The 23861-nt window shown below is 34.0% G+C and carries 17 protein-coding genes; 10 read left to right on the forward strand and 7 right to left on the reverse strand.

What is annotated here, in order from left to right:
• Nucleotides 1-270: 270 nt before the first annotated feature.
• Nucleotides 271-2655, forward strand: a complete 2385-nt coding sequence (locus ACJTHF_RS11710) for a trypsin-like serine protease (protein ID WP_232156945.1) — start codon at nucleotides 271-273, stop codon at nucleotides 2653-2655.
• A 51-nt stretch (nucleotides 2656-2706) separates the two neighbouring features.
• On the opposite strand, the gene ACJTHF_RS11715 is transcribed toward ACJTHF_RS11710, so the two are convergent.
• Together ACJTHF_RS11715 and ACJTHF_RS11720 are read right to left on the reverse strand one after the other, a co-directional pair.
• Complete coding sequence (locus tag ACJTHF_RS11715) at nucleotides 2707-4095, reverse strand: DHA2 family efflux MFS transporter permease subunit (RefSeq protein WP_058591933.1); 1389 nt, start codon at nucleotides 4093-4095, stop codon at nucleotides 2707-2709.
• Nucleotides 4096-5004: 909 nt separating this feature from the next.
• Entirely contained in the window at nucleotides 5005-5463 is a 459-nt protein-coding gene (locus tag ACJTHF_RS11720; protein ID WP_078355326.1) for a MarR family transcriptional regulator, read from the reverse strand.
• A gap of 274 nt (nucleotides 5464-5737) precedes the next feature.
• On the opposite strand from ACJTHF_RS11720, the gene ACJTHF_RS11725 reads away from it, so the two are divergent.
• The 7 genes from ACJTHF_RS11725 to ACJTHF_RS11755 all read left to right on the forward strand — a co-directional run bounded on the left by ACJTHF_RS11725 (nucleotide 5738) and on the right by ACJTHF_RS11755 (nucleotide 14264).
• Nucleotides 5738-7300 carry an IucA/IucC family protein gene (locus ACJTHF_RS11725; protein WP_048540443.1) on the forward strand — a complete coding sequence of 521 codons (1563 nt, stop codon included), beginning with the start codon at nucleotides 5738-5740 and terminating at the stop codon, nucleotides 7298-7300.
• 1 nt (nucleotide 7301) lies between these two features.
• Nucleotides 7302-8987, forward strand: coding sequence for an IucA/IucC family protein (locus ACJTHF_RS11730; protein WP_058591936.1), 1686 nt, complete (start codon nucleotides 7302-7304; stop codon nucleotides 8985-8987).
• Nucleotides 8971-10137 (forward strand): MFS transporter, encoded by a 1167-nt coding sequence (locus ACJTHF_RS11735; RefSeq protein WP_232156947.1) that lies wholly within the window; start codon nucleotides 8971-8973, stop codon nucleotides 10135-10137. The genes ACJTHF_RS11730 and ACJTHF_RS11735 overlap by 17 nt, the downstream gene beginning before the upstream one ends.
• Nucleotides 10124-11248 carry an alanine racemase gene (locus tag ACJTHF_RS11740; protein WP_078355327.1) on the forward strand — a complete coding sequence of 375 codons (1125 nt, stop codon included), beginning with the start codon at nucleotides 10124-10126 and terminating at the stop codon, nucleotides 11246-11248. The genes ACJTHF_RS11735 and ACJTHF_RS11740 overlap by 14 nt, the downstream gene beginning before the upstream one ends.
• A 118-nt stretch (nucleotides 11249-11366) precedes the next feature.
• Complete coding sequence (locus ACJTHF_RS11745; RefSeq protein WP_058591938.1) at nucleotides 11367-12296, forward strand: ABC transporter substrate-binding protein; 930 nt, start codon at nucleotides 11367-11369, stop codon at nucleotides 12294-12296.
• A complete protein-coding gene (locus tag ACJTHF_RS11750) occupies nucleotides 12286-13284 on the forward strand; it encodes a FecCD family ABC transporter permease (protein ID WP_078355328.1) in 999 nt (332 codons plus the stop codon). Before ACJTHF_RS11745 ends, ACJTHF_RS11750 begins: the two co-directional genes overlap by 11 nt.
• Entirely contained in the window at nucleotides 13281-14264 is a 984-nt protein-coding gene (locus ACJTHF_RS11755; RefSeq protein WP_078355329.1) for a FecCD family ABC transporter permease, read from the forward strand. Before ACJTHF_RS11750 ends, ACJTHF_RS11755 begins: the two co-directional genes overlap by 4 nt.
• 622 nt (nucleotides 14265-14886) lie before the next feature.
• Here the strand turns inward: ACJTHF_RS11755 and ACJTHF_RS11760 are convergent.
• On the reverse strand, nucleotides 14887-15423 hold the full coding sequence (locus ACJTHF_RS11760; protein ID WP_048540437.1) for a putative immunity protein: 537 nt from the start codon (nucleotides 15421-15423) through the stop codon (nucleotides 14887-14889).
• A gap of 121 nt (nucleotides 15424-15544) precedes the next feature.
• Here ACJTHF_RS11760 and ACJTHF_RS11765 point away from each other — a divergent pair, with 121 nt between their 5' ends.
• Both ACJTHF_RS11765 and ACJTHF_RS11770 read left to right on the forward strand, forming a co-directional pair.
• Nucleotides 15545-17056 (forward strand): AbgT family transporter, encoded by a 1512-nt coding sequence (locus tag ACJTHF_RS11765; protein ID WP_058591940.1) that lies wholly within the window; start codon nucleotides 15545-15547, stop codon nucleotides 17054-17056.
• Nucleotides 17057-17068: 12 nt separating this feature from the next.
• Nucleotides 17069-18349 (forward strand): amidohydrolase, encoded by a 1281-nt coding sequence (locus tag ACJTHF_RS11770; protein ID WP_232156956.1) that lies wholly within the window; start codon nucleotides 17069-17071, stop codon nucleotides 18347-18349.
• Nucleotides 18350-18928: 579 nt separating this feature from the next.
• On the opposite strand, the gene ACJTHF_RS11775 is transcribed toward ACJTHF_RS11770, so the two are convergent.
• From ACJTHF_RS11775 to ACJTHF_RS11790, 4 genes are all read right to left on the reverse strand, one after another.
• Nucleotides 18929-20350 carry an amidohydrolase gene (locus ACJTHF_RS11775; RefSeq protein WP_106417696.1) on the reverse strand — a complete coding sequence of 474 codons (1422 nt, stop codon included), beginning with the start codon at nucleotides 20348-20350 and terminating at the stop codon, nucleotides 18929-18931.
• Between the two features lie 113 nt (nucleotides 20351-20463).
• Nucleotides 20464-21063, reverse strand: coding sequence for a hypothetical protein (locus ACJTHF_RS11780; protein WP_058612751.1), 600 nt, complete (start codon nucleotides 21061-21063; stop codon nucleotides 20464-20466).
• Between the two features lie 139 nt (nucleotides 21064-21202).
• Complete coding sequence (locus tag ACJTHF_RS11785) at nucleotides 21203-22384, reverse strand: NADP-dependent malic enzyme (protein ID WP_075578281.1); 1182 nt, start codon at nucleotides 22382-22384, stop codon at nucleotides 21203-21205.
• Nucleotides 22385-22411: 27 nt separating this feature from the next.
• Nucleotides 22412-23755 carry a 2-hydroxycarboxylate transporter family protein gene (locus tag ACJTHF_RS11790; protein ID WP_058591945.1) on the reverse strand — a complete coding sequence of 448 codons (1344 nt, stop codon included), beginning with the start codon at nucleotides 23753-23755 and terminating at the stop codon, nucleotides 22412-22414.
• Nucleotides 23756-23861: the final 106 nt, after the last annotated feature.

Consider the following 23861-nt stretch of genomic DNA (forward strand, 5'->3'; position numbering starts at 1 on the left):
TCATGCTCGTCTTGCAATATTCAGAGCTTCTATGTTGCTAGTCATGCTCGTCTTGCAATATTCGGGCTTTCTATGTTGCTAGTCATGCTCGTCTTGCAATATTCAGAGCTTCTATGTTGCTAGTCACACCTTTCTTGCACACCTCTACTATCCATTTTTACACAACTGTAAAATTTTTCTAAAATAATTGATAATAATAATCATTTTCATATTGAATTTACATGGGAATTTTTGTATATTATTGGTATCATCAAAGAAAGGAAGTTTTACATGAATAAAAACTTTATCAACTTCAGAACGGGATTAGTAAAGTTACCTGTTATTATCGCAGGTGTATTTTTCTTATCTCATCCAACTGTCACTCATGCCAGCGAGAATAACAATTCAGTAGCGGAAAGTCCGAAAGCTAGTCAAACAAATAAACAAGAGACTGAAAATAAAGATACATCAAGTACACTTTCCAATACGTTAAATGAAGATCAAAGCACTACAAAGACTTCTACTGATACAAATAATGTTGTAACAAATAATGTAAATACATCACCTGAAGAAAATAAAGAAACGATTTCTAATAAATTAGAAACTTCAGATAATAATACTCAAAATACATCACAAAATGATAACTCTAAAAATACAAATAAACCGAATGCACCAACTGGATCTTTCAGATATTTCTACCCTTCTGTAGAGGACAACGTAAATTATGATAAGACTCAAGATCCCAATTATGACGAAGAAGGTTATTTAAAAGATACGAGAAGGATGCAAGAAAACTATGAAGTCGACAATAGAACTGCATATATAAGAGTAGAAAACGGGAATTATAAAGGTGAAATTGAAAGTCTTAAAGGCGGAGAAGGATCAGGAGCATATATAGGTAAGAATTATTTCTTAACTGCAGCCCATGTTATTTATGATAACAATTACCCTAGACAATACTTAACAGGTGGTTATTTAATTCCTGGTAAACATGGAAATTGGGAACCATTTGGAAAGTATAAAATTAAAGCATTTTATGTACCAGATCAATATAAAGCTTCACCTTTAAGAAAATATGATATCGGTATAATTGAAGTCGATCCTGAACCAATAGTTGATGCAGACGGCCATCCTCCACGTGAAGAACTGGATGAATTAAAACCTTATAACATTAAAGTATATACAGACGATTTAATTGGTAAAAAAGTACAGACACAAGGTTATCCAATTGAAAAAAATGTAAATTCTATTAATCAGTGGACTAATCTTGGTACTATTGTACAAAAACAAAAACAAGGTAATATAGAATATTCTATGGATAATTCAGCTGGTCAATCAGGAAGTCCAGTCTATTTAGAAGATAATAACGATGAAATTATTGCAGTTCATTCTTATGGAACAAGAGGTAATAAATACGGTACTTTAGGAACCCCAATTACGCAAGAAATCTACGACTGGATTCAATCTATACTAAATAGAGTTCCAGATTCAGGTTCAAATGTTTCAAACGATAACTCAGATAACGATAATAATAATAACGATAATGATGTCACTACTTCTGATAAACTTGATGATAACAATTATACTAGTGACTTAGATAAATCTGATAACGATAATGACGTTAATCATTCTGATGCATCTAGTACAAATAATGATTTTGCTATTAATAAATCACTGATTAATAAAAACAAACTTAAAAATTCAACAATTATAAACATAAACAAAGTTTCTAATAATAAAACAGATGAGCTACCTAAATCAGACAATAATTCTGTTAAACCAACGGAACAACCTAAATCAGACGACAACTCTGTTAAACCAACAGAACAACCTAAATCAGACGATAACTCTGTTAAACCGGCTGAGCAACCTAAATTAGACGACAACTCTGTTAAACCGGCTGAACAACCTAAATCAGACGACAACTCTGTTAAACCGGCTGAACAACCTAAATCAGACGACAACTCTGTTAAACCAACAGAACAACCTAAGTCAGACGATAACTCTGTTAAACCAACAGAACAACCTAAATCAGACGATAACTCTGTTAAACCGGCTGAGCAACCTAAAGCGGACGACAACTCTGTTAAACCAACAGAGCAACCTAAATCGGACGACAACTCTGTTAAACCAACAGAGCAACCTAAAGCGGACGACAACTCTGTTAAACCGGCTGAACAACCTAAAGCGGACGACAACTCTGTTAAACCAACAGAACAACCTAAATCGGACGACAACTCTGTTAAACCAACAGAACAACCTAAATCGGACGACAACTCTGTTAAACCAACAGAGCAACCTAAAGCGGACGACAACTCTGTTAAACCGGCTGAACAACCTAAAGCGGACGACAACTCTGTTAAACCAACAGAACAACCTAAAGCGGACGACAACTCTGTTAAACCAACAGAACAACCTAAATCACATAACGCATCTAAATTAGCATCTAAGGCTACTCAAATTAACAATACTGATAAAGCAGTAAATGTTACACAAGTAACAACATCACAACCTAGCCATGAAGCTAAAGCAGAAACTAAATCAGATGCTAAACAAGAAAACAAACAATTACCAAAAACAGGTGAAAATGAAGCAATACGTACAACATTATTCGGTACACTATTCGCAATGTTAGGAAGTTTATTGTTCTTCAGAAAGCGTAAAACTGATAAATAATAAGATAACCCCTAAGAGATGTTTCATATGAAACATCTCTTAGGGGTCTTTTTATACTTTCATACTTTTAGAAGGAATCATTGCCCAACACACAAGCAATAATATAAATACAATTGCTGGGACTAGAAATCCAATGTGAAATGCCATTATATGATTGTGGATAGATATTGTTGCGACGACTGTTGCAATCAATGCAGAGCCAAAGCTAGATCCAATATTTTCTACAATATTAATCGTAATACCTGCTTGCGGTAATTGGTCGTCCTTTAAATCTGCATAAGTATTTGTCGTAAACGGTAGCAATATCCCGCCAACACTGATACCTCGTAATAAAAGTAGCATACTTAATATGATGATAGATGTATTGCCGTTTACAAATATAAATGGTATAGAAGCAACAATCGATAATATTAAGCTTACAAATATCACTTTCTTAGCACCATATTGATCTGTTAATTTACCAATCATAGGTCTTGCTAATAACATACCGATACCTTGAGGCATTAATGCAATAGCCGCTTCAATCGTATTAAACCCTTTAAAATTTTGAAAGAACAGCGGGAAAATAATCATCGGTCCCATAATCGCTAAATTGCCTAAAAATAAACCGGTACTTGAAGCTGCATAGTTACGATTTTTGAATAAATTAGTTGGTAATACGGTTTGATAATCCTGAACTCGATTGTATATCAAATAAATCACGATAAGTAATGCACTCGAAGTTAGGACGAGTACAGTTTCAATATTTGTAAATGAAGCTGTTTCAGTAGCGTGTGTAATACCGTAAATTAACGTAATACTGATTAAAGATAAATTGATTATCCCAAACCAATCTAGTCTCTTACCTTTATTAAAAGGTTCATATGACGGTAATCGTTTAATCATAACTGGTGTAATAATGATCATGACAATGATGTTCAAATAAAATATCCATTGCCAAGATATATAATGAATAATAAACCCACCTACTACCGGACCTAATATAGGACCAAGTATCATGGGAATACTTACAATGGCCATAACTCTACCAATTTTATCTTGGCCGGTTATCTTAACAAGCAGTGTAGCCATAAGCGTTGAAATGATACCTGCACTAAATCCTTGAACGAGTCTAAATAGAATAAACCAAAAGATATTTGAGCTTAATCCTGTTAATACTGAAACAATACCAAATGTAATGACAGCACTAATATATACACGTTTACCATCTAAATGGTCCATTAACCAACCAGAAAACGGTACAGCAACTGTCATAGCAAGAATATATCCCGTAACACCCCATTGAATAAAATTAAGTGATGTATCAAAGTATTTCGTTAAATCATCAATAGCAATATTAATCATTGTTGAATCGAGCATGGGCATAATAGCACCTAAAGCAATGGCCCATGCCGCTATCATTGTGCTTTTAGGAATGTGTTCTAATTGTTGAGAAGACATCAATAAACTCCTTTATATTTTGTTTCCACAGAAACATTATAAGAGAGTTTTGTTTCCTAGTCAACATAAATAACATTAAGGAAAATTTTGTTAGGGACAGAATTCTGAATAATGTCCCTTAGAACTATTGTTAGAGACAGAATTTAGAATTGTGTCCCTTAGAACCATCGTTAAGGACAGAATTTAGAATTGTGTCCCTTAGAACCATTGTTAGAGACAGAATTTAGAATTATGTCCCTTAGAACCACCGTTAGGGACAGAATTCTGAATAATGTCCCTTAGAACCATTGTTAGAGACAGAATTTAGAATTGTTTCCCTTAGAACCACCGTTAAGGACAGAATTTAGAATTGTGTCCCTTAGAACCACCGTTAAGGACAGAATTTAGAATTGTGTCCCTTAAGAACCATCGTTAGGGACAGAATTCTGAATAATGTCCCTTAGAACCATCGTTAGAGACAGAATTTAGAATAATGTCCCTTAGAACCACCGTTACGGACAGAATTCTGAATAATGTCCCTTAGAACCATTGTTAGAGACAGAATTTAGAATTGTGTCCCTTAGAACCATTGTTAGAGACAGAATTTAGAATTATGTCCCTTAGAACCATTGTTAGAGACAGAATTTAGAATTATGTCCCTTAGAACCATTGTTAGAGACAGAATTTAGAATTGTGTCCCTTAAGAACCATTGTTAGAGACAGAATTTAGAATTATGTCCCTTAGAACCATTGTTAGAGACAGAATTTAGAATTGTGTCCCTTAGAACCATTGTTAGAGACAGAATTTAGAATTGTGTCCCTTAGAACCACCGTTAGTGACAGAATTCTGAATAATGTCCGTATGAGATGTCAATATCCTTAAATCCAAAAAAGTTGAGACACGGACATCTCAGCTTTTCTTCCTTCTAATCAAGCTTTTTCCTTCTCAATGACTTGATCTAAGTAGTCACTATATTTATCAAAAAATCGATTCAATATTTCAAATTCTTCTTCTGTTATATCATCAAAAAATGGTTTGTCTCTTAATAAAAATTGATCATGTAATGCTAAATGACTACTATATACTCGGTTTCCTTCTGTTGTTAAATCAAAGTATATTTCTTTTTTATTATCATCTTTTTGATATACCGTAATCGCATTTTTCTTAATGAGTTTTTTCGTTAATTTACTAATGGCACCACGTGTCATAAATAAGTCATCTGATATTTTTTTAACATTTGGATTTTCTATATTATGAATAGCTTCTATACAATGAACTTCTGAGGAAGTATATCCAGATAAAGCTTCTTCCATCTTAGGTTTATTTAGCCAGACAATTCTATTTTGTACATGGCCCATTTTTTGCATTAAAGATTTTACTTTATTCATCGCTAAATCCCCTTATATTCAATCTCATATATGATATTTCCCTTTACACATACTTTTCTTCATAGTAACAGAAATGATAAAAAATCAATAGTTCATTCAATTGTACTTATCATAATCCAACCTTTTCAGACTAACTAAAGTATTAAAATAATAGTTTTATATAATTTATCATAATTATTTATTGTTATTTTCTATCATTGACAAACCTTTCAAACCTCCTATAATTGAGAATGATTATCACTATATAAATTATTTGAAAAGGAAGTTGATCTTTTTGGAAATCGTATATAACGAACAGATACAAGAAATACGTCAATATTTTCAAGATTTTTCTGAAGAAGACATAACAACTTTATACCAGAAAGCATACCGTGAAATCACGCGACGTATTGATCAATTATCAAGTTTTGAAGATATTGGTCAAGATGTCATTTATGATGATGAACGCTTAGTACACGAAATTCAAGATTCTATTCGCAATCTCACTTTGAGCTATATTCAATTTGAACGCGATCATCAACAACATGGTCATAGTTATCAAAATATTTTTGAGTTTGTTGAACAAGAAAATATAACGGATGTCTTTTTTGAACAAAGTGTAACTGAAGGACATCCTTTCCACCCTATGACTAAGACGAAATTAGGTTTCTCTATAGATGATGTTATTAAGTTTTCCCCAGAATTTAGACAAACGGTGAACGTCATTCCTCTATTGTGCAATAAAGATTTTATAGATGAAATCAATATCTATCAATCGCCTGCATTAGAGACTTTTAGAAAGAAAGTTGATACATATTGCAAAGAATATGGCATTAAATTTGAAAACTATGCTTTACTGTTTATTCATGAATGGCAATTGAAGCATTTTCTTTTACCACAGTTTGAAACATGTTTCGAACAACAGTTCATGATTCCATTACACGATTTAGCTGTTGAAAGCAGTCCATTATTATCATTTAGAACTTTAGAAGCGCGAGAATTAAATTGCATCGTTAAGACTGCTGTCAATGCACAAGCGACAAGTGCAGTAAGAAATGTGTCTCCCGCTTCTATCCGTAATGGCATAATTCTAAGCGATGTTGTGGAACGCATTTATCGTTCAAATGGTTATGATAATAGCTATATTCAAAAAGATTTAGCAGGCAGTTATTTAAACATCAATCAATCACACGCTAATAAATGTAGCTTTATGTTAAGAAGCCTTATACCTGAACAGAAAGCCAGTCACCAATTAGTATGTGCCAGTCTGATTACTGATAGCTTTGTTACGAGAAAACCTATACTCATTGAATGTATTGAAACAATTATGCAAACACAAGACATGTCATTCGATTCTGCAACTCAATTATTCTTAACAGAATATACACATAATTTATTAGAAGCTACTTATAGATTATTGCTTGAAGAAGGTATTAGTTTAGAAGCACATATGCAAAATAGCACTGTCATCATTAAAGATGGCATGCCTATTTCTATTTATATAAGAGACTTTGGTGGCGTGAGATTATATGAAAGAAATATAGATATTGATGATTCAACAGGCTTGATTACTGACTCATTTGAAGATTTGTTATCAGTATTTTCCCATGCAGTCTTATACAATCACCTGTTCCAACTTATACAAGTGTTGGCTACTTATGGTTATGACAGTACAAAAGGTTATCAAATCATTCGAAATATGATAGCTGATCATCACGTAAATAGTGCGCCTGACATCAATATTTTAGAACAACCAACCTTTAAAATTAAATCACTATTAAAAATGAGAATATACGCTGAAGGTTACGATTACCAATATACAAATATCAATAACCCGTTATATATGGAGGCCAAATAAAATGAGTTGGACTAATGAGGTATATCAACATACAGATAAATACGAACAACACTACATCGAGCAATGTATTCAAGACAGCATTCATACAACATTCAAGAAATTATTAACATGCTTACATGAAGAAGTAACACCTCCTATACATCATGTAGAATCCTTTAAAACAATCACAACTTTATATATTAGCGATTCTATATTTGTAACTTATGATAAAGCGAACCATCGCGTACAAATTACAGATGATACAATAACTCGCTTTGTTCAAGATCCACTTGAATTAATAGACTGGCTTAATCATTTTAGTGACGAACATCACGATTACCACAAATTGCATGTTGAAATTGAAAATCACCTCATCAACCAAGCAATTAGTTTTATTCATTGTTCTTATACATCTAAAAGCGACCATCCATTATTACATAGTGAGCAATATGTAATTACTGGGCATAACATTCACCCATGTGCTAAGACAAAGTTAGGATTGTCTTTCAAAGAAGTTATGCAATATTCACCTGAATATAATCATGCATTCAAATTAAACTGGTTATTCGTTAAAAAAGGGTTTCTATATAATAATTTAGAAGCTTCTGAGGTAAAAACTTTAGCAGACTTTAGTGGTTATTTAGGAGAAATACCTGAAGATTATGATTTGATACCTGTACATCCGTTTCAATTCGAACATGTCATACCAAAAGTTTATACGGAAGAGATCAAATCTCAAAATATTATACCGCTTCAACATACTGGTGGACTCGTAAAGAGTACTTCATCATTTAGAACCGTTTGTCCTTTAGATACGATAACACCTATTATCAAACTACCCGTAAATTCACAAATGACGTCAACAATACGTTCTATTAGTAACAACAGTATTATCAATTCTAAAAATATCGGTGAATATTTCAAATTTATTTATAAGAATGACGACCGTCTTAATGAAATCAGCTTACCCGTATTAGAATATGGCGGAATGACTTACATTCATGACGAAGTAGATAAACAGCGTAATTTATCATTCATATTGAGAGAAAATAATACGCAATATATACCTGCTCATGCATCACTTTATACAGCGACATGTTTGTTTGAGCTGAATGAACATCACCAAAAAATCTACGTCGATATGATTGAAACTGCTCGTGCAACAGCAACACCGATTGTTTGGTTTGACCAATATGTCTCATTACTCGTTGAAACTGTGTTAACACTCATGACGAAATACGGTGTTGGTTTAGAAGCTCACCTACAAAATATGTCATTTGAATTTATAAACGGTATGCCTACACGTTTACATGTACGAGACTTTGGCGGATTAAGAATAGATGCTTCTCGCGTGCCTGAATGGTTAGAACTAAGCAATGCTTTAACAAATGCAACGACTGAAAGTATGTATGAGAAAGTACAAAACACATTATTGAGTAATCATCTCAACACACTTGTGCATCATTTCAGTGAAGATTATGCATATGATTCAAACATGTTATGGCTACATATTAACCGTATATTTAAAGCCGTATTTGAAGATTTATTATCACAAGACATTCAACATACAGAGGCAGATATCAAAGCCTTTTACAAAAAGACTATAAACGAGAAAGCATTATTAACGATGCGCGTATCTAATAAAGATCAAGATATTTATATCCAAAAAGCCAACCCACTTCTCATAAGTGATGAAGTTAAAGTTTAATCCTTATCATCGTTTTGTCAGTTCTCAGTTTATAGCTCGAACAATCGATTGGGTAGATATCATCGCATTAAATTGGATAACGTTACAAATGACTGGAAGCGCTGTTTACATTGCATATATAAATTTTGCACGGTTAATGCCACAGTTAGCATTTGCTTTTATAATCGGCAAAATTATCGATACTGTTAGTGCTACGAAACTCATGTACATCATCCATTGTGCAAATATGTTATTCACAGTATGTGTCGTCTATGCTTTTTGGCAAAAATGGAATATCTACATCATACTTTCTATTATTATGGTACGTTCATTTTTCCAAGCAATTGATACGATACAAAGAAATGCACTTATACAAAGTTTTGTAGAACCAGACAAGCTTCATAAAGCGATCAGTTTAAATGCTTTAATTTTAAATATTGCTAGACTAACTGGACCATTTATAGGTGGGATATTATTAGCTCAACTGAATTCTAATATTGTATTATCCCTACCTATTATTGGGAGTTTAATGGTTATATTATTCAACCAAACTTTGCCAGAGGTCCATCATGAGAAGAAGACACGTTATAAAATATGGTCGTACTTAAGACAACAACCTGTTATTGTCATGCTCATGTTATCCAGTGTCTTATCGATGCTTTTTGGATTTTCGTATACGATTATTCTACCTAGCATTGTAGATGAACAATTTGGCAGCCGTACGATGATTTATTCACTCTTTACTGCCATGATTGCTGCTGGATCTATTATAATTTTAGTCATGTTTATGCGCACTAAAAATATGAATACGATGAAAAGTTTGAAACGATGGGCAATGATATTTACGTTAACCATCATATTATTATTGTTTATTCATGATACATATTTATATGCAGCTGTCTTATTAATAATGGGATTGGCATCACAGGCATTTAGAACGACCAATCGTATACTCGTCCAACAGCTTGTTGAAGCGAAATATAGAGGATCAGTATTATCCATTTCAATGATGGATAAAGGTTTCATTCCACTTGGTGGTATATTACTAAGCTTTATCTTTGAACAGTTCAATTTACAAATTGTATATATAACAATGGTTGTTGGACTGCTCATCATGGTCATCTGTGTCATGTTTATGATAAATAAGGAGAATCAATATGGAAAGAATTAAAGAAGTGTTAACAGACAGTAATCACGATTATTATATATATGATTTAACCGAATTAAAGAAGCGCATCAATTGGATCAGCTCTGTCACGAAACATGATATTTTCTATGCAGTGAAAGCCAACTCTAATATAAAAATCTTAGAAACACTCGCACCTTTTGTTTCGGGATTTGAAGTCGCTTCTACTGGAGAAATTGAAAAGGTTCGATCTATTTCAAAAGAAATTCCAATCATTTACGGCGGACCTGTAAAGACGAAACAACATCTAGAATACGCTTTAGATGCACATGTGAAATCTATTCAAGTAGAGAGTCTCTTTGAGTTAGATACGTTGCAATCATTACTTCAAGACAAACAACAATCAATCGAAGTTATGATTCGTATTAATTTAAGTAACATTCAATCAACAGCTAAATTAAAAATGGCGGGTGTCCCAACACAATTTGGTATGCCTTACAATGATTTAGATGAAGCCATTCAAATCTGTCACGATACAGATCAAATATTTTTAACAGGTTTCCACTTTCATGCAATGAGCAATAATTTGGACGAAGATGCTCACGTCACATTCATTGAAAGTGCACTTGAATTTACGCATCAATATCAATCACATTTACCGGAAGAATATGCGATTAATGTAGGTGGTGGTATAGGTATCGACTACGATTGTCAAACATGTTTTGATTTTGATTATTTTGCAACACGTATCCATCATCTACCACGCTTAACTTTTGAACTTGGACGTTTTATTACAAGTCCTATAGGTTATTATGCCGCTAATGTTTACGATATTAAATCCATGCATGATCAAACGTTCGTCTTATTAAACGGTGGCACAAATCATTTTAGATTTCCAAAAGCGTGGCAACATCATCAACCATTTGAAATTATTCATTCACATACTAGTTCTAACAGAATGAAGTCCATTACCAATGATACCGTCGTATTAGCTGGGAAACTATGTACACCAAATGATGTATTTGGTCTTCCCTATTATATTGAAAGTATACAAACCGGTGACTGGGTTGTATTTAAATTAGCTGGAAGTTACGGATATGACATTAGCCATTTACAATTTTTATCTCATGAATTGCCGCTTATTAAGTATATTTAAAAATACTTTGTTTAATTTGAAAGCATATTCTAAAAATATATTGACAAAAAAAGGTAATATTTTATAATTGAAAATGAAAATCATTATCATAATTCAACTTAAGAAAGAGGTTAAAGAAATGAGAAAGCTTTTATCAGTTATAGTAGTACTTGTTGTAATGCTAGCAGCTTGTGGTAATAAACAAGAGGCATCTTCAAACAAAGATACACATGAAGTGAAACATGCCATGGGAACGACTAAAGTACCTAACAATCCTAAACGTGTTGTTGTATTAACAAACGAAGGTACAGAAGCACTTGTTTCAATGGGCGTTAAACCTGTTGGTGCTGCTAATTCATATGCTGGCGATCCATGGTATAAACATTTAGAGAAGAAATATAAAGACATTGAACCTGTGGGTGGAGAAAGTGAAATCAACTTAGAAAAAATTGCGAAACTTAAACCAGATTTAATTATCGGTAATAAATTCAGACAAGAAGCACAATACAAGAAACTTTCTGAAATTGCACCTACTGTATTCTCTAAAGAACTACGTGGCGACTGGAAAAACAACTTTAAATTATACGCGAAAGCTGTAAATAAAGAAGATAAAGGGAATGAAGTCTTAAAGAATTACGATAATCACGTTAAAAAAGCAAAAGAAGAGATTGGAGATAAAGCAAACTCAGAAGTATCAATGGTTCGCTTTATGCCAGGTGATGTAAGAATTTATCATAAAGATACATTCTCAGGTGTCATCTTAGACGAACTTGGTATTAAACGCCCTAAAGGTCAAGATAAGAACGACTTTGCAGAAAAAGGTGTTACAAAAGAACGTATTAAAGCAATGGATGGAGATTACATCTTCTACTTTACTTTCCAAGAAGATGATAAGAAAGTTTCAGCATTAGAAAAAGAATGGGTAAACGATCCAGCCTTTAAAGAATTAAATGCATCTAAAAAAGGTCATGTTTATAAAGTAGATGATGCTGTTTGGAACACTTCAGGTGGTGTATTATCTGCCAATATGATGATTGATGATTTAAAGGATAAATTGAATGAAAAATAAATATCTTTGGTTATTTCTCCTATTTTCAGGTATTTTTGTCGTGCTATTCATTTTAAGCATGATGCTTGGCTATAAACATTTTACCTTTTCAGATATATGGCAACATTATATCCATGGAGAAACAATTAAAGATCAACGTGTACTGACACAATTAAGACTACCTCGCGCAATTTTGGGCGGGGTTGTCGGTGTTTTAATGGGTATTAGTGGTGTGATGATCCAAACCATTACACGAAACCCCTTCGCAAGTCCTGGCATTATGGGTGTTAATAGTGGTGCTAGTTTAATGGTTGTGATTACGACTGTTGCGTTTGGTATGAACGGTGTATTTCAACAAACCATTATGGCTTTTATTGGTACCGTCATCATTGCAACTTTAATTATATTAGCCACTACATTACCATTTAAGCCATTCAATGCGATGGAATTAACTTTATTCGGAGCAAGTATTAGTGCTTTTTGTATGGCCATCACACAAGGTCTACTCATCTATAACGAATCAGCTATAGAAGAATTAATATATTGGCTAAATGGTTCAGTAGCGAATAAACATATCACTATTTTAATGTACATATGGCCATTTATTATCGTTGGTTTAATCATATCTATTTATATGGCCAAGCCGCTTAATCTTTATATGCTAAGTGATGATGCATTAAAAGGACTCGGTGCTAAAATATTATCCATTAAAGTATTCACGATGATTGCTGTTGTCCTGTTAAGTGGATCTGCCGTTGCATTAGCTGGTCCAATTGCCTTTATAGGACTGATTACACCTCATGTTGCGAAATTGTTATGTAAATCTCATAACCATTTTATTGTCATACCTTTATCAGGTGTTCTAGGTGGTTGTCTTCTATTATTAAGCGACATTTTAAGCAGATATTTATTAATGCCGAGAGAATTGCCAGTCGGTATTACAACAGCTCTTATTGGTGCACCAATATTCATTTATTTAATTCTTAATCGTAAGGAGTTAACAGAATGAAGAAATTTATCATACTTATCATCATGCTCATGTTAACGACTTTCCTCACACTCATGTTAGGTGATAGCTTTATCGCACCTCAAAATGTATTAAGTGGCCTATTTAAACTTGGAGATCCTTATACAAACTTAGTCATTAATACTTTAAGACTGCCGAGAGTCTTATTAGCAATTGTAACGGGTGCAGCACTTGGCATTGCAGGATGTGTCTTACAATTTATTACGAAGAATCCATTAGCTTCTCCTGATGTTATAGGTATATCTCAAGGTGCTAATGTTGGCTCGTTAGTATTTCTCATTGTCTTAACAACAAGTACCGAAGCTTTATTATTACCAATTGCTTATCAGCCAATCTTTTCAATGCTTGGTGCGATAATTGTTACGGCATTATTATATTTTTTAGCAATGCGAAAAAGTTACAAACGAGATCGTCTCATACTAATTGGTATAAGCTTTAATATACTTTGCCAAGCAATTGTAATGTTCCTAATATTAACTTCAAATAAACGCAGTGCTCAAGCTCAAATTTGGATTACAGGTTCCGTTCATCAAGCAGAATATCAACAAGTCATGATTGTAGGAAGCATCTTATTTATCATCATGGTCATCCTAACATATTATGCACGTTCATTTGATATTCATTACTTAGGTAGAAATTTATCATTAGCATTAGGCAATCCTTATCAACATATATCTATCATTGCATTAATATCTATGAGTATCCTAATTGGTATATCCATGAGTTATGTAGGCGGTATACAGTTTGTCGGATTAATCGCACCACACATCGCACTGAAACTCGGTGCACATCAATTTAGAAATCGAATATTTTATAGTGCCATAATCGGCGCCATCATACTATTATTAAGTGATTTAATCGGTAGAACACTCTTCTTACCAAAAGAAATCCCAGCAGGAATCTTTACCGCACTCATCGGTTCACCATTCTTTATGTATTTATTAATCAAGAGTAGGAAATGATATGTTTAGTAGTATTAGCGTATTGTACGAAATCGTTAAACACTATCAAAGTAGATAACGATAGAATATTGAAAAAGCAGGGTCATCAAGAAATGACCCTGCTTTTTGTCGTATTTAGGATGGAGAAATCAATTGAATATTGGGGTTGTATGAGGATAAGCCACGACTTCGACTATCTCTTGGCTTTATTCAGACGTTAAGCCATGACTTCAGCAATCTCTTGGCTTTATTCAGACGTTAAGCCATGACTTCAGCGATCTCTTGGCTTTACTCATCACTTAAGCCATGACTTTAACTATCTCTTGGCTTTATTCAGTACTTAAGCCACGACTTCGACTATCTCTTGGCTTTATTCATCACTTAAGCCACGACTTCGACTATCTCTTGGCTTTATTCATCACTTAAGCCATGACTTCAGCGATCTCTTGGCTTTATTCAGGTCTTAAGCCACGACTTCAGCGATCTCTTGGCTTTATTCAGACGTTAAGCCATGACTTCAGCGATCTCTTGGCTTTACTCAGGACTTAAGCCATGACTTCGACTATCTCTTGGCTTTATTCAGTACTTAAGCCACGACTACCGCTTTCTCTTGGCTTTACTAAACCCTCAACTCAAACAATACTCATCTTTCCATGATATCTTTCGCTATATGGATTTGTTTATTTCTTTCTTCAGTCACTAACTTTAAATCATTGTTAGATATGATATTCATCACTTTAATAGCATAATCTGATGATACAATTGCATGTCCTCTCATATGTCCTGTTGCGATTGCTTGTGCGTATACACGTGCTGCAAATTTACTTTGTTCTGTTAGTGACCTTTGTGATAATTTATTCGCTAAAAATCCAGCTTGTCTAAGTTCATAAGCACTCATTTGCCCTTCTTTTCTAAGTTGTAATTTGTGTTCTGTTTCTGAAATAATTGTCTGTTTGTCTTCATCATTGCCTATATCTATATCATCAATAAATCTCTTCGCATTTGTAATCGCCCACTCGACAAGTTCTTTCTGTGTCAGTTCTTCTAATAATGTCTCTAAAGTTATTCGTTTCTCAATATCATCTTGAATTTTCACTTTATATTTAGAAGGTATTTCAACTTTATGAGCTTTCTTAAGCTCCCTTTCATGTTCATTCCACGCATATTCCTCTAAATCCATAACATGTCCTCATTAGTATGACGATTGCCTAAGCTAGCAAAACATTTTTTCGTTAAATTATCTAAATATTTGGAATTTTCGTTCTTCTTAATGATATAATCACCTGAAGGGGTGATGTAATATGACAACAAAAGAGCAAAAGTCTAATAGATTTTTAGACGGAATTGAAACAATCGGTAACAAATTGCCACATCCATTTTTTATATTTTTATACTTAGCTATTTTCGTTATGGTATTATCATTTATTTTTAGTTTGTTTGATGCAACGGTTAAACCTCCTGGTGCGGATAAAGCACTCGATGTAAAAAATTTATTTTCAAATGAAGGTATTGAATACATTTTCACTAACCTTATCACGAACTTCACTGGATTTGCACCTTTAGGTCTCGTTATATCCATGATGATTGGTGTTGGCTTGGCAGAAAAAGTTGGCTTTTTAGAATACATTATTCAAAAAACCATTGTCAATGCGCCACCAGCTTTAATTACATATGCAGTCGTGTTTATTGGGATTATGGGTAATATTGCTTCTGATGCTGCAACGATATTAATTCCTCCATTAGCAGCTATGGTATTCTATAAATTAGGGAGACATCCGGTAGCTGGTTTAGCTGCAGGGTTCGCTGCGGCTGGTGCAGGATTTACAGCTAACTTATTAGTTGTAGGTACAGATGCATTACTTGCTGGTATCAGTACGGAATCTGCAAAGATAATTGATCCTGATATGGTCGTATCTCCAGTAGCAAACTGGTATTTTAATATTATTTCTACAGTATTATTAACCATTGTAGGTGCACAAGTGACGACTAAAATTATAGAACCTCGTTTAGGTGATTATAAAGGTCATATTGAAGATTTAGATGAACATGAAGACTCACCTACTGCCAAAAAAGCTTTCATTTACGCTTTAATTGCAGCTGCAATTTATATACTTATATTTGTTGTTGGTTTATTAATACCAAATAGTCCTTTATTAGGTGAAAAAGGCGACATACTTGAATCTCCATTTTTAGCTGGCATTGTTCCCGTTATACTTGGTTTCTTCCTTGTTGTCGGCACAACGTTTGGTATTGTTGATCAAAAGATTAAAAGCACACACGATGTAGGTAAATTTATGACACAAGCTGTTAATGACATGTCAGGCTATATTGTGCTCATATTTGCTGCATCACAATTTATCAGTTTCTTCCAATGGTCTAATATGGCTACTTGGATTGCTGTAAATGGCGCTGATTTCTTGAAAAGTATTCATTTAACAGGACTACCATTAATCTTGTTATATATCTTATTTACAGCATGTCTCAACTTATTAATCACTTCAGGTTCAGCTAAATGGGCGCTAGAAGCACCCGTGTTTGTACCGATGTTTATGCAACTTGGTATTCATCCAGGTTTTACTCAAGCAGCTTATCGTGTAGCTGATTCATCATTTAATATAGTTACACCTTTGAATCCATATTTTGTCGTCATTATAGCTTTCTTAAATAAGTACGATAAAAAGGCTGGTATAGGTACGCTTATTTCATTAATGATACCTTATACGGTTGCATTTATTATTACTTGGATTATTTTATTAACGATTTTCTATTTAACAGGATTACCTTTAGGTCCTGGCGTAACAAGACATTTGTAAGGAGTGATATTCATGAATTTTGACGAAGATTTTAAACAAAAGTTAATCAATCTTAGACGTAATTTACATGCTTTTCCTGAAGTAGGATTTTTAGAAATTCGAACTGCAAATATCGTTAAGAACTATCTAGATTCTTTTGGATATGACATTCAAAGTGGTCAAGAAGTGATGAATAAAGATTATTTAATGGGGTATCCTACTGAAGTTGAATTTAATTCACATATTGAAAAATTAGATCAACTCGACGAAGAACTGCCACATTTCAGAGATGGATATACAGGAATCGTTGCAACATTAGATACTCAAGTTCCTGGTCCAACATTTGCACTTAGATTTGATATGGACGCTTTACCAATTACAGAAAATAAGGATAGCGATCATTATCCTCAAGCCAATGGATTCCTTTCTACAAACAAAGGCTTTATGCATGCATGTGGACATGATGTTCATACAACTATCGGTATTGGCCTTGCAGAACTTTTAAAAGAACATGAATCTGAACTAAAAGGGAAACTTAAGCTCATTTTCCAACCTGCAGAAGAAGGTGTTCGAGGTGCTAGATCTATGGTAGAACAAGGTGTCGTAGATGATGTCGACTACTTTGTTGGCGCACATATCGGATTAAATGCTCAATCTAATGAAATTATCACATCCGTAAAAGGATTCTTAGCTTCTACTAAATTAGATGTTCAAATAAACGGTGTTTCAAGTCATGCAGGAGCACAACCTCAAGATGGTCGCAATGCCCTACTCGCTGCAGCAACATTCGTTCAACAAGTATATGCAATAGAACGTCATGAAAAAGGTGCATCTCGTGTAAATGTCGGTACACTTCAAGCAGGTAGTGGCAGAAATGTTATTGCAGATGAAGCATTTCTACAATTGGAAGTAAGAGGAGAAAATAACGACGTGAATCAATTTATGATGAAACGTGTAGAAGAAATTAAGGCTGGCGTTGAAGCAATGTTTGGTGTCACAATTACAATGACAAAAGTCGGTGAAGCCATTAGTATTAAGCCATCCGAAGATATGGAACAAACAGTTTATCAATTATTAAAAGAGAAGTTGCCATCATTAAATATTATTCAAGAAGAATCCACACCTAGTGGAAGTGAAGATGCTACTTATTTTATAGACAGAGTGATGAGCCGTAAAAAAGATGCAATCTATATGAATATCGGAAGCAATCATGATTATAACCATCACCATCCAAAATTTGATGTCGTAGAAAATGATATATTTAATGGTATTAACGCATTATACGAAATCGTAAAACACTATCAAAGTAAATAACAATAGAATATTGAAAAAGCATGACCATTAAAAATTGGCCATGCTTTTTTGTCGTATGTAGGATGGAGAGATTAATTGAATGTTGGGTTTGTATGAGGGGAAGGTATAACTTCGACTATCTCTTGGCTTTATTCAGGACTTAAGCCATGACTTCGACTATCTCTTGGCTTTACTCAGGACTTAAGCCATGACTTCGACTATCTCTTGGCTTTATTCAGGACTTAAGCCATGACTTCGACTATCTCTTGGCTTTACTCAGGACTTAAGCCATGACTTCGACTATCTCTTGGCTTTACTCAGGACTTAAGCCATGACTTCGACTATCTCTTGGCTTTATTCAGGACTTAAGCCATGACTTCAACTATCTCTTGGCTTTACTCAGGACTTAAGCCATGACTTCAACTATCTCTTGGCTTTACTCAGGACTTAAGCCATGACTTTGACTATCTCTTGGCTTTATTCAGGACTTAAGCCATGACTTGGGTGATGTCTTGGCTTTACTAGGAAGTTAAGCTATGACTTCGACTATCTCTTCCCCCTATTCACCTTTCCACTGACACTAAACTCATCCTCCAATTATTACCTAGGTAATACGCCTTTTGGTATTGGATTTGTATATTCATTTTTACTACGGAATTGTTTAAATTCTTGTTGTACTTGTGATCTTAAATATGGGTTATCTAATAGTTCTATTGCTGTATGTGCCATTGTCATAGCAGCGTTACTTGTGCCTTGTACTGCTAAGTTTGATAATCCTTGGCTTGTCATTTGCCATGTATGTAATGGTGTTCCGATAGCTGAGGTCGCACATGACACTTGGCCAGTTGGTACTACCCAACTTACATCAGATACATCGGTAGAGCCTGATAATATATGATCTGTCTCTTTATAAGGACTGACTTTATCGTAAATATATTTATCTTCTAATACCCCTTCATCATCTAAAAATCCAAACCCTACTAAACTTGTTAATTTATTTTTTCGTTCATTGTCTGTTAATGAATTAAAAATTTCTTTTGCAAATTGTTCATCATCACGACTCGCTTGATACTCATAAATTTCATTTAATGAGTGATGTAATTGAGCGCCTAATTGTGTATTCGGAATATAATTTGAGCATCCTTTAACAAAGTCGATTTCTACTTCAGTTTCAGTCATTAAAGCAGCACCTTGTGCAATTTTCTTAATACGCTCATAGACATCATGAACTGTATCAATTGTCTTGGCACGAATCAAATATTGTACTGTTGCTGAGTCTTGTACAACACTTGGAGATGAACTACCTACATCGTGTAATGCATAATGGTATCTCACATCTTCTGTAACATGCTCTCTCAAATAATTGGCACCAACATTCATTAACTCGACAGCATCTAAGGCACTTCTACCAAGATGAGGGCTATTAGCAGCATGTGATGAAATACCTTTATAATGAAAATTCACTAAGTAATTGGCGAGTGATGACAAATTCATCACGCTGTTAGAAGGTGACGGATGCCAACATAATGCAAAATCAACATCATCAAAAGCACCATCTCTAACCATGAATGTCTTACCAGAACCAATTTCTTCACCAGGACAACCATAGTATCTTACTGTACCTTCTAAATGATGCTCTTCAATATAATCTTTAACCATAGCTGCCGCCATTAGTGAACCCGTACCTAATAAGTTATGACCACATCCATGACCAACCTCATTCCCTTCGTCATTTTTCGAAGATGAGTTTGGTGTTTGATATAAACCTGGTAACGCATCATATTCTCCTAAAATTGCTATGACTGGCTTACCTGATCCATAAGAAGCAACAAAAGCCGTCTCAATTTCTGCTACATTACCTTCAACTTTAAAACCCAACTCTTCACATTGCTTCATGAGATATTCTGCAGATTGAAATTCTTTAAACTTTAATTCTGGATGATAAAATAAATATTCACTAATTGCCTTGAACTGGTCTAGATGACTATCTCTATAATCTTTCAAAAACTTTACTCTACTCATAAAACCATCCCCCTTTAAATATAAATTTTACCATAAAGGTGTAATATATTCATTTAGAGGCATTTCCTATTACATATAAAAATACCAGCTACATCATCATAGCTGGCATTATATTATCTTTGTATTTGATTGGCATTTTCAATGGCTGTTACTTTACCATTCTTTGTCGTTATTAATATTGAGAAGGAATTGTTTGGATTATCATCATAAACTAACCCATCGCTATTTTCTATAGTCGGTGTTCCGTGAACGGATTTAAATGCTTCTACTGTTACATTTGTCGGCGTTACGTATATATGTTCTGCTTTATCTTTACTATTATATCTTACGGCTACATTGCCATATTTTTCAGCATGAGATTGCCCAACTTCTATTCGTCCATCTGACTTCCCGAATTTCTTTTCAATGGCATCTCGCGACAATCCAATACCTACTCCATAAAATCCCCTTCTTACATCAGAATTCATAAAATCTTGGCTAAATTGAGTCGTTTGGACATCGATGCTTGGAGGATCGCCTTCTGGTTCCTCAGAATCATCACTTGATTCTTTGTCATTACTTTCTTCACTACTCGGTTCTTTATCAGCTGTTTGTTGATTACTAGAAAATTCAATACGATTATCACCAGCAATAAATTGATACGCGATGAAACCAAATACACCAACGATTAAAAGTAGTAAAACTAATATCATTCCCGAAAATATCTGTTTCAAATTCCTTCCTCCGAACTATAATTTTCATAAAAAAGTTTATAAATGTATTGTAATTCATATCAAAATGACTTTCTATAGTAACCTAAAATAAAAAAAGAATAGATTCCTCTATTCTTTTTAAACTATTTCTAAATATATCTTACACCAAAATTTCTGTTTTATTTTCTACGCATTGTTGGACTGATGCTGCTACTTGATCGACGACTCTTTTTTCTAATGAATTTGGAATGACATAATTTGCATTGAGTTCGTCTTTATGAATCGTTGCTGCTATGGCTTTTGCTGCAGCTATTTTCATTTCAGTTGTGATATGTTGTGTCTTGGCATCTAATACGCCTCTAAATATACCAGGGAATGCTAACAGATTATTAATTTGATTTGGATAGTCTGAACGACCTGTTCCAACGATTGCTGCACCCGCTTCATACGCTTCTTCTGGATAAATTTCTGGTGTTGGATTCGCTAATGCAAAGATAATTGGATCGTTGTTCATAGATTGAACATGTTCTTTTGATAATGCTTTTGGACCTGATACGCCAATAAATACATCTGCATCCTTAATGACATCTTCTAGAGTACCTTGTACATTATCAAAATTTGTATATTCTGCAATATCTCTTTGTGCATCATTCAACCATTCTTCTGATTTATTTAAGACCCCTTCTAGACTAACGAGGGTGATATTTTGACAACCTGCTTCTAACAATAATTTCGCAATCGCAATGCCTGCTGACCCTGCGCCATTTATAATGATTTTGGCATCTTTGTCTGATTTATCTACAACTTTAAGTGCATTAATCAACGCAGCAAGTACGACGATTGCTGTTCCATGTTGATCATCATGAAATACAGGTATATCTAATTCTTCTATTAAACGCTTCTCTATTTCAAAGCAACGAGGTGCTGAAATATCTTCTAAATTGATACCTGAAAAATTAGGTTGTAACGCTTTAATAATTGATATGATTTCTTCAGTATCTTTCGTGTCTAATGAAATTGGAAAAGCATCAACATTCGCAAGTTTTTTAAAGAGAATACTCTTACCTTCCATAACAGGAATGGCTGCTTTCGGACCGATATCACCTAAACCAAGTACAGCTGTTCCGTCTGTAATAACTGCAATCATGTTACCTCTAGCAGTTAAAGTATTTACTTTTGTTTCATCTTCAGCAATTGCTCTACATACTGCAGAAACACCTGGTGTATAGACAACACTTAAATCTTCTTCTGAAGTCACATCTACTTTGCTCGTGATTTCAATTTTACCTGCGCGTTCTTGATGTAAATTTATAGATTCTCCGTATTCATTACTTTCAGTCATTTTTATTTACTCCTTATTTATTTATATTTAGCTTAATAATTTTAATAAAAGTGATGCTAAGATTACGGTAGATACACCACCGATTCTAGTAGCCACTTGTGCAAACGGCATTAATGCCATACGTTTAGATGCTGATAATATCGCAACATCTCCTGTTCCACCTAATCCACTATGACAACCTGTTACGATTGCTGCATCAACGGGATACATCTTCATTAATTTTCCTACGAAATATCCTGATAACATCATGATGAATACAACTGAAGCACATACGATAACGTAGGCTGGTGTCACAATTTTCACAACATCTTCTAATGGAATATAAAGCATACCGAGACCGACCATTAACGGCCAAGTTAAACTTGTTGAAATAAATTTGTATAAATTATGCGCACCGTCTTCCATTTTGTGTGGCATCACTTTAAGACACTTAATTAATGTTGCAAATAAAATCATAATAACCGGTCCTGGGACACCAATGAATTTCTGACCAAGTGTACCAACAATAAAGAATGTACAAGCAATGAGTAACCCTGCACCCATTAATGAGAAATCAATGACTTTCTCTTTTTCTTCAGGAACTTCATTACCATCTTCAGATTTTACTAACTTCCCATTTCCTGAAAGATGCTTTTTCTTTTCTCCTAAACGCATCATAAGTCCTGCACTGACAACTGCGAAGATATTCCCAATAACAGCTGCTGGGATCATTTGAGATACGAATGATTCTGCTGATCCACCTAAAATAGATGAATATGCAATAGATAATGGAAGTATCCCTTCACCAATACCACCACCTATAATTGGAACAACGATATAGAAGAAAGTATGTTGTAAATCATATCCAAACAATAATCCAACTAACATGCCTGCTACGACAGCTAAGACTGTCCCCACTACTAAAGGTACAAACATACGTGTGAAACCTTGAATTAATACTTTACTATTCATGCCTAAAATACTGCCGACTACTAAACAAGAAATATAGAAATACAAGAAATTAGACGTCTTCATCAAATTCGTAACGGCTTCCATTGAAGATGTATTAATCACATTTAAAAATACTAAAATAGAAGGTACAAGCAATGCCAATATAGCTGGTCCACCTATTTCTTTTAATATAGGAATTCTCTGCCCTAAATCACCGAGCAACATTCCTAAAATCATAATTACAGCAAATCCACCAATCATATCTGCTGGTAACGTATTATATATAGATGCTGTTAATATAATTGCAGCTAAGACAATGTATAACGGTAATGGCAATACACCAATTTTAGCTTTCATTAATTTTTCCCATAAGCTTTTTATATTATTTTGGATAGGTAACTCTTTCTCGGTAACCGCTTCCAAATTGGTCTTCGTATTCATTTTTATCCCCCTTAATTGATATAAATTCATTTTATGAAAACGCAACCAAAAATTATAGCTTATGAAATTTTAATTATCTTTTTGTAATTAAAAAAACCAAACGAAC

The sequence above is a fragment of the Mammaliicoccus sp. RAM2 genome, from assembly GCF_045897195.1.
GTDB classification, from domain to species: Bacteria; Bacillota; Bacilli; order Staphylococcales; family Staphylococcaceae; genus Mammaliicoccus; species Mammaliicoccus sciuri.